Here is an 11,974-nt window from a genome sequence, read left to right on the forward strand (position 1 = left end):
CACGAGCGTGATTCTCGCGGACTCCCGACTCCTCGTTTCGGATGCTGAGAATCGAAGCGACGCACTTATGCTCATCTCGTGATGGTCTACGTGATAGGTGTCCACAGTTATGGATAGACGCAAGTTCTTGAAGGCGACGGGTGTCGCGGGTATCGCAGGACTGGCCGGATGCAGTGGCGGTCCGACGGAGTCGGGTTCGACGGCGACGGAGGAGTCCGCCGAGTCGACGAGCGAATCGACGGAGGCGGAGACGACGCAGGAGTCGACGGCGTCGGCCGACTCCGAGGTGAACGTCGGGATGGTGTACGCGCTCGGCGGCCTCGGCGACAAGTCGTTCAACGACGCCGCAAAGCGCGGCATCGAACGCGCGGAGTCCGAACTCAACGTCAGCTACAACGAGGGTCAGCCCTCGGCGGCCGAGGAGTTCCCGACGTTCCAGCGCCGGTTCGCCCAGTCGCAGAACCCCGACTACGACCTCGTCTGCTGTATCGGCTTCGCGCAGAAGTCCGCGCTGCAGGAGACGTCGAAGAACTTCCCCGACCAGAAGTTCATGCTCGTCGACGAGCAGATAGAACGCGACAACGTCGCGTCCTACGTGTTCAAAGAGGAGCAGGGGTCGTTCCTCGTCGGCCACCTCGCCGGCCTCCTGACGAACCAGCAGTTCGAGGCCGGTGCCGGGAGTACTTCTGGCGACTCGAAGAAAGTGGGCTTCGTCGGCGGGTTCGAGGTCCCCCTCATCCAGAAGTTCCAGGCCGGATTCACCGCGGGCGTCGAGCACGCCGACGAGAACATCGAGGTCACCTCGGCGTTCGCCGGGTCGTTCTCCGACTCCGCGCAGGGTAAGGAGATAGCCACCTCGATGTACGAGGACGGCGCGGACATCGTCTACCACGCGGCCGGTGGGACGGGTCTCGGCGTCTTCCAGGCGGCGCAGGAACAGGGTAAGTTCGCCATCGGCGTCGACTCCGACCAGTCGCAGACCGACCCGAACTACGCCGACGTCATCCTCGCGTCCATGGTCAAGCGCGTCGAGACGGCCGTCTACACCTCCGTCGAGAACGTCGCCGAGGACTCGTACAACGGCGGCGAACTGACGACGCTCGGCCTCGAACAGGACGGCGTCGCCTGCGTCTACGGGCAGGAACTCGGCTCGGAGATTCCCGAGGACGTGAAGTCGTCCGTCGCAGAGAGCCGTCAGGCCATCATCGACGGCGACATCTCGGTCCCGACGGAACCGCAGTAGAGAGCCGACTCCGAACGCACGATTTCTTTCGACGCCGCGCGAGACTGGCGAGACTCGTCGCCGAGTCGCCGAGCCATGTCACGCTTCTTCGACGAAACGAGCGCAAAACTGACTGTTCGGTCGATGTCTGAAGCTGGCCGATTCGCGCCACATCTGTCCGAAATCTAACGGTGAGTGTCTTTCACGAATGACCGGGAAACCAAACGCGTTTAAGCGAACACCCGAGATAGGTGGGTAACATGACCACCGCGGTCCACCTCGACGAGATAACCAAGCGGTTCCCAGGCGTCGTCGCGAACGACGACGTCGACCTGACCGTCGAGCGCGGCACGGTGCACGCACTTCTGGGCGAGAACGGCGCGGGGAAGACGACGCTGATGAACGTCCTCTACGGCCTCTACCGACCGACCGAGGGACGCGTCGTCATCGAGGGCGAGGAGAGGCAGTTCTCCTCGCCGCGGGACGCGATAGACGCGGGCGTCGGGATGATACACCAGCACTTCATGCTCGTGGACCCGATGACCGTGACCGAGAACATCGTCCTCGGCAACGAACCGCGCAAGTGGTTCGGACTCGCAGTCGACAGAGAAGGCGCGCGGCGTGACGTGCGAGAGCTGTCGGACAGATACGGGTTCGACGTCGACCCCGAAGCGACGATAGAGGACGTGAGCGTCGGCGTGCAACAGCGCGTCGAGATTCTCAAAGCGCTCTACCGAGGCGCGGACATCCTCATCCTGGACGAACCGACCGCCGTGCTGACGCCGCAGGAAGTCGACGACCTGTTCCGCGTCTTCGAGGAACTCACCGACCAGGGAAAGACAATCATCTTCATCACGCACAAGCTGGGCGAGGCGTTGCACGCCGCCGACGACGTGACCGTCCTCCGGGACGGCAAGAACGTCGGGTCGGTCACGACGGCGGACACCTCCCGGGAGGAACTCGCCGAACTGATGGTCGGCCGCGAAGTGTTCCTGCAGACCGAGAAAGCGCCGAGCGACCCCGGCGACGTGGTGCTCTCGACCGACGGTCTCACCGCGGAGGACAACCGCGGCATCGAGGCCGTCTCGAACGTCTCGTTCGACGTGCGCGAGGGCGAGGTGTTCGGTATCGCCGGCGTGGACGGCAACGGGCAGGCGGAACTCATCGAGGCGATAACGGGGCTCAGGAAACCCACGACGGGCACCGTCACCTACCTCGGCGAGGACATCACCGACGCGCCGCGCGCAGACCGCATCGACGCCGGGATGGCGTACGTCCCCGAGGACCGCCACGAACGCGGCCTCGTGATGGAGTTCGACCTCGTCCAGAACGGCATTCTGGGCAGTCAACACCGCGCGCCGTTCGCCGAACGGGGGAACATCGACTGGAACACCGCGCGCAACCACGCCGAGGACATCATCCGCGAGTACGACGTGCGGCCCCCGAACGCCGACGCCGACGCCGTCTCGCTCTCCGGCGGCAACCAGCAGAAGTTCATCGTCGGCCGCGAGTTCGAGCGGAATCCGGACCTCGTCGTCGCCACGCACCCGACGCGCGGCGTCGACATCGGCTCGACGGAGTTCATCCACGACCGACTCCTCGAACTCCGCGACGAAGGGAAGGCCGTCCTGTTGGTCTCCTCGAAACTCGACGAGGTGCAGGGGCTCTCGGACCGCCTCGCCGTCATGCACGACGGGGAGTTCATGGACGTCGTGGACCCGCAGGACGTCACCGAAGAGGAGATTGGCCTGCTCATGGCGGGCGAACACCCCGACGACGCGGCTTCCGCGGCCGAGGCGGACGCCATCGCGGACGGGAGGGGCGAGGGAACGAGCGGTTCCCGAGCCGCGTCGGACGTCCCGTCCGACGGAGGTGAACGATGAGCGCCGGAACGGACGCGAGACGGACCGTCGAATCGCTGCTTCGCCGCCTCGTCGCCCTCTCCGGCGTCGAACGACTGCTCATCAGTCTCGCGGCACTCGTCCTCGCCATCCTCGTCGGCGCGGGCATCATCCTCACGTCCGGGCGCGTCGCCACCTGCACGCAGGCGGCGGCCGTCTACTTCGGACTCGGCTTCTGTTACGACCCGCTCGAAGTCTACTTCGTCCTGTTCAACGGCGCGTTCGGACAGCCGTTCAACCCGGGAATCATGGCGGGCAACCTGGTGAACCCCACGTGGAGTCCGTTCACCGGACCGCTGACGTTCACCGGGCCGCTTCTGACCACGGCGCTGTTCACGGCCGGATGGAACCCGCTGAACTTCAGCGTCGCGCTGACGCTGAAGGAGACGACGCTTCTCATCTTCACTGGTCTCTCGGTGGCCGTCGCCTTCCGCGCCGGACTGTTCAACATCGGGACGCAGGGACAACTCGTCGTCGGCGGACTCGTGACGGCACTCGTCGTCGGAAGCCTCGTCCCCGTCCTCCCCGGTGGTCTCGCGGGCGCACTCCTCCTCGTTCCGGTCGGCGTCCTCTCCGGCGCCGTCGCGGGCGGCCTCTACGCCGCCATCCCCGGCGCGCTGAAGGCGTACGCCGACGCGAACGAGGTCATCACGACCATCATGCTCAACTTCATCGCCGCGCAGTTGGCGTTCGTCGCCGTCTCCGAGTTCTTCCGGAACCCCGAGTCGCAAGTCGTCGAGACGGCTCCCCTGCCGGGGTACGCGACGCTCTCTTCCGTGGTGTTCCCGCAGGGCAGCGACTTCTCGCTGTTCGCGTTGGCGTTCGCACTCGTCCTCGTCGGAGTCATCTGGTTCTTCCTCGAACGCACGTCGTACGGCTACGACCTGCGGACGAGCGGTATCCAACCGGAGGCCGCGGAGTACGGCGGCGTCGACGCCAAACGAACAGTCGTCACCAGCATGATGTTCTCCGGTGCCCTCGGCGGCATCGGCGGCGCGGTGTGGGTGTTGATGGTGATGGGTAAGTGGCAGACGGGCGTGCCCGCCCTCGGGTTCGACGGTATCACCGTCTCCATCCTCGCGGGCAACAACCCGTTGGGAACCATCCCGGCCGCACTCCTGTTCGGCACGCTGAAGTCCGGGTCGCTGGCGGTGCAGTTCGAGACGGGCGTCCCGAAACAACTCGTCGGCGTCCTCCGTGGTCTCATCATCCTGTTCGTCGCCATGCCGGAGTTCTTCCGCGCCATCGGCACGAACGTCGTGGACCTCGACGCCGACGACTCGAAGGCCGTCGCGACGGACGGCGGCGTCACCGGAGGTGACGACGAATGAGCACGCAGAACACACTGACCGGACTCCTCGAACGCGACTGGTCGTATCGCGAGACGCTCGTCGGCGGCGCGGTGGGCATCTTCGTCACCATCGCCGTCCTCGGACTCCTCCTCCCGGAGAGTCTCTGGGCCGACCTCTTCGGCATCATCACCGAACGGAGCACGCTCAGTTCCGCGCTCCGTCTGTCGGTTCCAATCGTGTTCGCCGCTCTCGGCGGCATCTTCGCCGAGAAGGTGGGCGTCATCAACATCGGTCTGGAAGGCCTGCTCATCGTCTCGGCGTTCGTCGCCATCCTCGTGCCCGCCATCCTCGGGCCGACGGAGACGACGCTGTTTATCCCGAACCTCTGGGTCGGATTCGCCGCGGGCATCCTCGCGTCGGTGCTGTTCTCGGGGCTGTTCGCGGTGGTCTGCATCCGCTACAAGGCCGACCAGATTATCGCGGGACTGGCGGTGTGGCTCATCGCCCTCGGTCTCGCGCCGTTCGCCGCGACGGTGTACTACGGCGGCGTCAACACCGAGAACCTCGGCACGTCGCTGCCGACGTGGACGATTCCGGTGCTCTCGGAGATTCCCCTCTTCGGGGCGTTCTTCAGTGCGACGCCGGCCGTCTACGCGATGCTACTCGCCGTCCCCGCCTCGTGGTTCGTGCTGAACCGCACGTCGTTCGGCAACCACGTCCGGGCCTCCGGCGAGAACCCCCGCGCACTCGACACCGTCGGCGTGAACGTCTCGCGGGTTCGCTACGCCAGCGTCCTCCTCTCCGGGTTCCTCACCGGCATCGGGGGGGCGGCGCTCTCGCTTGGCCTCGGTCAGTTCATCGGGAACAACCAGACGATGGTCAACGGGAAGGGGTTCATCGCCATCGTCGCCTACCTGTTCGGCAACTACAACCCCATCGGCGCGTTCGGCGCATCGTTCCTGTTCGCGGGACTGGAAGCCGTCCAGATTCGCCTCCAACAGGTGCCGGGCTACGCGATACCCGACTCGCTCATCCAGACGATTCCGTACGTGACGGTCATCGTCGTCCTCGCTCTCGTCGGCCGCACCCGCATCCCCGAGGCGGCGGGCGAACACTACGAGTCCGGCGACGACTGAGCGACCGTCGCCGCGCCGTTTCTCAAAATCTGTAACGAGGACGGGAGAGTTAACTACCGGTACGACGACGCACCGCGCATGCGACTCCCGGACGCGCTCAGACACGCCGCGCGGTATCATCTGCGAGCGCTGCCACCGACGGCTATCGGACTCGGTCTCGCGGGCGCGGGCGTCTGGTACGGCCTCGACGGCGGAACCACCCTCGCGTCGCTTCCGGCGAGTGGTCGGTTCGTCCCGACGGCCGCACTCGTCGGCGTCGGGGCCGTCGTCGCGGCGGTGGGACGGACGGCCGTCCGCCTCGACAGCACCGCCGGACTCACCGCCGAACGGGTCGCCGACGAGGCCAGTCTCGACGACGACGACCTTCGGGAGACGGTGGCGCTGGCCACCGAACGCGCCGTCGCGGACTCCGTCGAGGGGGCGACGGCGGACGTCGAAGCGCGCGTCACGGCGGCCGTCGAACGCGCCGTCGCCGACGGCGACACCGAGGCGGCGGGGCGGTCACCACGTCCGTCGGCCTCGACCCCGAACCCGGCCGAGTCGTCCGCGGGGACGGACGCACTCGCGGACGCGACTCGGCGGGCGAGCGAACGGGTCGAGTCGTACCTCGCGACCGACGAGGCGGACGGCCCCGGGGAGGCGACCGTCGACGAGTTCCGCCAACTCGCCGAAGGGGCGCGGGTGTTGGACGACTCCGACGACGCGGCCGCGACTCGAACGCTCGTCGAGACGGACGGGCGGACTCCCGAACGGGAAGCGGAAGCGACACCGGATTCCGGGGCGGCGGAAGCGGCAGACGTGGCGGAGACGCCCGAGGCGGTAGACGCGGCCGGGACGGCAGGAACGGCAGGAACGACCGGAACGGCCGGTGACGGCGCGGAGATACTCGACGCCGACCCCTCCGACCCCGACTTACCGGACGGGGGCGACACCGACGACGCGGAGATACTCGGCGACGGCGAGATGGTGTTCGGCACCGAGGTCCGCGACCCGGACGAGACGTGAGGCCGTCGGCGAGAACACTGATACTCCGGCGGCGCTAACTGAGACGTGGAATGAGCACACTCGACGAGGACATCGACACGCTGGCGCGCCGCATCGAACGGCAGATTCGCCGGAACGAGGCGACGATTGCGGCACTCCCCACGTTCGACGTCGAGTGGCGGCAACCGGTCGACCCGTCGACACCGGACGGCGACGAACTGTTCTCGTAGCGGAATCACGGGAGACGTCCTGAAACTGTCGTCTGGCTGCTTCTCGGCGGTCTCATCCGGGATGCCCTCGCGAAATCGACAAATAAAGAGTTTTCCGCTCGCCCCCGAGAGTTTGAGTCAATGACAACCACCCACGAGTACGACGTCGTCGTCGTCGGAGCGGGTACCTCCGGGTGCTACGCCGCCGCAACCATCGCGAGCGAGGGTCTCGACGTGGTCATCGTCGAGCGAAAGACGGCCGAAGAGGCGGGCCACATCGCTTGCGGTGACGCGCTGAAGGGCGCGAACGCGTTCCCCGACGCCATCCCGAAAGAACAGATAGAACCGGCGTTCACCAACACCGACGTTGACCACGGCCGTTTCGAGATTCCGCAGGAGGACTCCGTCCTGGAGATTCCCGTCCCCGGCGAACTCGCCGTCATCGACCGCTGGGAGTACGGCCGTCTCCTCATCGAGGGCGCAGAACAGCGAGGCGTCGAGTTCCACTACGACACCGTCGTCCAAGACGTGACGCAGGACGCGAGCGGACGCGTCACCGGCGTCCGCGGCAAGAAGAAGGGTGAGGTCGTCCAGTACGAGGCCGACGTGACCATCGACGGGGCGGGTGCGCTGTCGCTCCTGCAGGACAAAGCAGACCTGTCCGACGCGACGTTCGACACGAACGTCTCGTACTCGCAGTTCTGCTCGGCGTACCGCGAAATCGTCGAGGTCGACGAACCCGTCGAGTGGTCCGACGCCCTCGTGTTCAAGCCCGCCGAAGTCGCCGCCGGCTACATCTGGTACTTCCCCCGGACGGAGACGACCATCAACGCCGGACTCGGCTTCCAGATGACCGAACAGCCGATGAAACTCGTCGAGGACCTGAAACAGGACCTCCGGGCCCGCCCGGAGTTCGAGAACGCGACGGTCACCGACAAACTCGGCGCGGCCCTGCCGACGCGCCGCCCGTACGACTCCGCCGTCGCACCGGGCTTCATGGCCGTCGGCGACGCCGCGGGTCACGTGAATCCGACCACCGGCGGCGGTATCGCCGGTGCCGCCTACGCCGGCAAGTACGCCGGCGAACAGGCCGTCCGAGCCATCGAACAGGGCGACGTGAGCGAGTCTGCTCTCTGGCACTACAACGAACGCGTGATGGACCACTTCGGGGCCCGCTACGCCAGCCTCGACGTCTACAACATCCTCTCGACGGCCATCGACGTGGACGGCCTGACTGGACTCCTCGCTCGGGTGCCGGGCGAGAAGTTCGCCGAAGCGCTCTACTCGGGGACCACCTCCTTCGGCCCGCGCCTCATCGCGCAGACGGCGAAAGAGTCCTACGGCTTCTGGCGCGAAATCTACCAGTTCTACGAGACGAAGAACGCCGCCGACGACGTGATGCGGCACTACGAGCGGTACCCCCGCCGTCCGAGCGCGATGGAGGGGTGGCAGAAGGAGCGTGACCGTCTGATGGAGACGGTCTACGACGTCACCGGCGCAGAACCCAAGTACTGACCACTCGACGCGCCGCGATTTTTCCGTCTGTTCTTACTCGCGACGTCCGTCTACTGCGGGTGGAGCTACGGCTCTACGGTGTGGTCCTCGAAAAATAGGCGTTCGAGGCGCGAACTCAGGCCTCGGTGTCGGTCGGGGATTCGGTCGCCGTTTCCGTATCGGTGTCAGTGTCGGTTTCGGTGTCCGTTTCGGTCGGGGATTCGGTCATCGTTTCCGTTTCCGTCTCCGTCTCCGTCTCGGTCGGAGATTCGGTCATCGTCTCCGTTTCAGTGTCCGTCTCGGTCGGTGTTTCCGTCTCGGTCGGTGTTTCCGTCTCGGTCGGTGTTTCCGTCTCGGTCGGCGTTTCCGTCTCAGTCGGCGTTTCGGCCGGCGGTTCTGACGGTTCCTCGTCTACTTCACCGAGGACGGCGACGGTGGCGTTGTCGGTGAACGTCGCCGAGATGGTGTTCGTGGAGAGGTCGACCTGACTCCGGACCTGCGTCCACTCACCGTCGGCGAACTGGTAGAACGAGATGCTCAGTTCGTCGGTGTTCTCGGCTTCGAGTTCCTCGATGGAGTATCGCACGCCGAGGTCAAGCATCGTGTCGTTTCCGACGGACTCGACGTCCATCGCTTGTCCGACGACGGTGTACCCTTCGGGCGGTTCGGGCGTCTCGTTGGCCGCTCCGAACGCCACGTCCTGCGCGTTGTAATTGACCGCGGTGCCCTCGACGCTCACGTTCGTCCCGGTGCTGTTGTTCGCACCCTCGGCGGCGTGGACGGCGGGTCCGGTCCCGCCGTTCGCGGCGCTGTCTTCGACGGAGTTGTTCTCTCCGCCCAGGTAGACGAACGCACCGAGGACGTCTTCGGAGGCGTTGTCGGCGCTGTCGTTCGTGTCGGTCTGGTTATCCGCGTCGGTACTGTTGTCCATGTCCGACTCGTTACCCATGTCCGCTCCGTCGGTGGTGTTCGAGTCGTTCATCGCGGGCATCGCGCCGGTGTCGTTCACCGTCGCGTTGCTGACCGTGTTGTTCGTCGCGTCGACGAAGGCGACGCCGGCCATCCCGTTGTTGCTCGCGTTCACCATGTTCACCGAACTCTCGGCGTTCTCGACGAGTTCGACGCCGACGACGTCGTTACCGGTCGCCGTGACGTTCTCGGCCATCGTTCCGTTCGACCAACCGACGTACAGACCGGCGAAGCCGTTGTCGTCGGCGGTGACGTTCTCGACGGACGCGTTCTCCGAGTCGAGTATCTCGACACCCAGGTCGGTGTTCGACGACGCGTTCACGTCGCTGACCGAGGCGTTCGTCGTCTCGAAGAGGAGGACGCCGCTGGAGAAGTTCGTCGTCGTCACGTTGGTGATGGTCACGTTCTCGACGGGTCCGGTCTCGTTTACGACCACGATACCGGCCGAGAGCGACTGGTTGCTCGTGCCGTCACCCATGTCGGTGTCGTTGCCCACGTCCGGGACGGGCGCTCCGTCACCGATGGTCGAGCCGTTCTCTTCGTCAGCCGCCATGACGCCACCGCTCGAACCGTTGGTCGTGTTGTTCTCGGCTTGCTGAGCGAGCGCGGATTCGGTGGCGGTGTCGGTTTCAGTGTCCGTCTCGGTCTCCGTGTCGGTTTCTGTAGCCGTCTCGGTCGGCGTCTCAGTTTCGGTTTCAGTCTCCGTCGGCGTCTCCGTCTCGTTCGGCGTCTCAGTCTCAGTCTCGGTCTCGGTCGGCGTTTCTGTCTCGTCCGGCGTCTCAGTCGGCGTTTCTGTCTCGTTCGGCGTCTCCGTCGCGTTGTCGTCGACGAACTGCCCGGGGCCGGTGAGGGTGACGCCGTTACCGTCTATCGTCACGTCGTCGCTCGCAACGACGATACACGCACTCACGGACGCGTTGTCGGTCACGAGCGGCGTCGACTGGTTCGGCGAGGCGTTCGCTAACTCCTCGCTGAGCACGTACGACCCCGGTTCGGTGATAGTCGTACACGTGTCGATTTCTGTCGGTGCCTCTTGGGCGGTGGCCGTCCCCGAGAACGCACCGAGCGGTGCGAGGGGGGCCACTGCCGCTACTAACAGTGCGGCAGTGAACGCTAGCACTTGTCTCTGTGTCGGCATACGGGAGCCACGACACACGGGGCACTGTTAAATCATATAAGTGAATTTACAAATTTTCAGTTCGTGTGGAACTTCAGGCCGGACAATCCACTCCACGATGACGTTCTCGCCGGGAGTATCGTGTCTGGAATTTAACTATCTTCGAACGAGCGAAAGTTACTCTAGAGAGACGAGACGCGATCAGAGCCGAATCGAGGGCGCTACGGACGCGAGGAGGCGACGTCGAGGATGGACTGCGAGAGCACCTCGATGCCGAGTCCGATGGTGTCCTCGTCGACGTCGAACGTCCGGGTGTGGTGTCCGCCGGGGTGGTCGGTGCCGACGCCGACGTACGCGGCGAGGCCGCCGTTCGCCTGCACCTCTTGCATCAGGTACGTCGCGTCTTCGCTCCCGCCGAGCGAGTCGCGTTCGACGAGCGAGGTCACGCCGTCGTTCGCTCCTGCGACGGCCGAGACGACGTCGACGAGTGCGTCGTCGCTTCGTGCGGACGGCGCTTCACCCTCCGTCGAGATGTCCACCTCACAGCCGTGCATCTCGGCGGCCGACCGGACGACGCGCCGCGCCTTCTCCTGCATGTACTCCATCAGTTCGGTCGTCTCGCCGCGGACTTCGCCGCCGAGGAACGCCTCTTCGGCGATGATGTTCGTCGCGGTGCCGCCCTCGACGATACCGGCGTTGACCCGCGTCGCGCCGTCGGCGTGGCGGGGGATGCCGTAGAGGTTCTCGATGGCCGCCGCCATCGCCTGAATCGCGTTGTCGCCCTGTTCGGGCCGCGCACCCGCGTGGGCCGGTGTCCCCGTGAACTCGGCTTCGAAGTGCGAGACGGCGAGGAAGCCGTCGATACCGGCGACGATTTCGCCGGAGGGGTGGTCCAGACCGATGTGGACCGCGAGGAGGTAGTCCACGTCGTCGAGGTGGCCGGACTTCGCCATCGGTTTTCCGCCCGCTATCTGCTCTTCGCCGGGTTGGAAGAACACCTTCAGCGTTCCCTGGAAGTCGCTCTCGGCGATGGCGTCCAACACGCCCATCCCGATGGTCGCGTGGGCGTCGTGCCCGCAGGCGTGCATGTAGCCCTCGTTCTGAGAGCGGAACTCGCCGGCGACGGGGGCGTGGTCCGCCTCGTCGGACTCGGTGATGGGCAGGCCGTCGATGTCGACGCGGAGGGCGACGGTCGGCCCCTCGCCGCGTTCGAGGACGGCGACGGCACCCGTGTAACCGCCTTCCAGACGTTCGAGGACGTCTTCGCGGGCACCCGCCTCGCGGGCGCGTTCGAACCACGCGTCGAGTTCGTCGTCGTCGGGGACGGCCATCCGGTCCTCCTCGGAGAGGACTTCGCGGCCGACGTAGAGTGCGTCCAGGTCGCGCGACTCCAGTTCGTCGACGAGTCGAGCGGTGGTGTAGAACTCCCGCCAGGCGGGTTCGGGATGTCGGTGCAGGTCACGGCGGAGTTCGAGGAGGTCTGACGAGGTCATACGCCACCGGTGGACGCCGACCGTGATAAACTTCGGCGACTGCGGGGGGTTTGCCGCGAGGTACGCGGCCGCGGCCGGACATCGCCCGTTCGTGACAGCGATAGCGACTGTAGACCCAGAGTACACGACCGCAAGCGGGTCGTTTATCAGGAATCAT

At 65.9% G+C, this 11,974-nt stretch carries 9 protein-coding genes; 7 read left to right on the top strand and 2 right to left on the bottom strand.

The features are described 5' to 3' along the window. Positions 1 to 109: 109 nt before the first annotated feature. The 7 genes from BM282_RS05565 (at position 110) to BM282_RS05590 (ending at position 8,259) form a co-directional block, all read left to right on the top strand. The gene (locus tag BM282_RS05565; RefSeq protein WP_089877739.1) at positions 110 to 1,243 is read left to right on the top strand and encodes a BMP family lipoprotein; all 1,134 of its coding nucleotides are present in this window, start codon (positions 110 to 112) and stop codon (positions 1,241 to 1,243) included. Positions 1,244 to 1,482: 239 nt separating this feature from the next. Continuing rightward, positions 1,483 to 3,105 carry an ABC transporter ATP-binding protein gene (locus BM282_RS05570; RefSeq protein WP_089877742.1) on the top strand — a complete coding sequence of 541 codons (1,623 nt, stop codon included), beginning with the start codon at positions 1,483 to 1,485 and terminating at the stop codon, positions 3,103 to 3,105. Next, positions 3,102 to 4,454, top strand: coding sequence for an ABC transporter permease (locus tag BM282_RS05575; protein WP_089877745.1), 1,353 nt, complete (start codon positions 3,102 to 3,104; stop codon positions 4,452 to 4,454). Before BM282_RS05570 ends, BM282_RS05575 begins: the two co-directional genes overlap by 4 nt. Further along, on the top strand, positions 4,451 to 5,551 hold the full coding sequence (locus tag BM282_RS05580) for an ABC transporter permease (protein ID WP_089877749.1): 1,101 nt from the start codon (positions 4,451 to 4,453) through the stop codon (positions 5,549 to 5,551). Before BM282_RS05575 ends, BM282_RS05580 begins: the two co-directional genes overlap by 4 nt. Positions 5,552 to 5,629: 78 nt before the next feature. Further along, the gene (locus BM282_RS05585) at positions 5,630 to 6,556 is read left to right on the top strand and encodes a hypothetical protein (protein ID WP_089877753.1); all 927 of its coding nucleotides are present in this window, start codon (positions 5,630 to 5,632) and stop codon (positions 6,554 to 6,556) included. 50 nt (positions 6,557 to 6,606) lie between these two features. Next, positions 6,607 to 6,765: a hypothetical protein gene (locus BM282_RS18425; RefSeq protein ID WP_175501397.1), complete on the top strand. Its 159-nt coding sequence runs from the start codon at positions 6,607 to 6,609 to the stop codon at positions 6,763 to 6,765. A 54-nt stretch (positions 6,766 to 6,819) separates the two neighbouring features. Then, complete coding sequence (locus tag BM282_RS05590) at positions 6,820 to 8,259, top strand: geranylgeranyl reductase family protein (RefSeq protein WP_281244792.1); 1,440 nt, start codon at positions 6,820 to 6,822, stop codon at positions 8,257 to 8,259. Between the two features lie 115 nt (positions 8,260 to 8,374). On the opposite strand, the gene BM282_RS18430 is transcribed toward BM282_RS05590, so the two are convergent. Both BM282_RS18430 and BM282_RS05610 read right to left on the bottom strand, forming a co-directional pair. Next, positions 8,375 to 10,345, bottom strand: coding sequence for a right-handed parallel beta-helix repeat-containing protein (locus tag BM282_RS18430; RefSeq protein ID WP_175501399.1), 1,971 nt, complete (start codon positions 10,343 to 10,345; stop codon positions 8,375 to 8,377). Between the two features lie 200 nt (positions 10,346 to 10,545). Beyond that, on the bottom strand, positions 10,546 to 11,817 hold the full coding sequence (locus BM282_RS05610; RefSeq protein ID WP_089877759.1) for an amidohydrolase: 1,272 nt from the start codon (positions 11,815 to 11,817) through the stop codon (positions 10,546 to 10,548). Positions 11,818 to 11,974: the final 157 nt, after the last annotated feature.

This window comes from Halogeometricum limi (assembly GCF_900115785.1).
Classification (GTDB): Archaea; Halobacteriota; Halobacteria; order Halobacteriales; family Haloferacaceae; genus Halogeometricum; species Halogeometricum limi.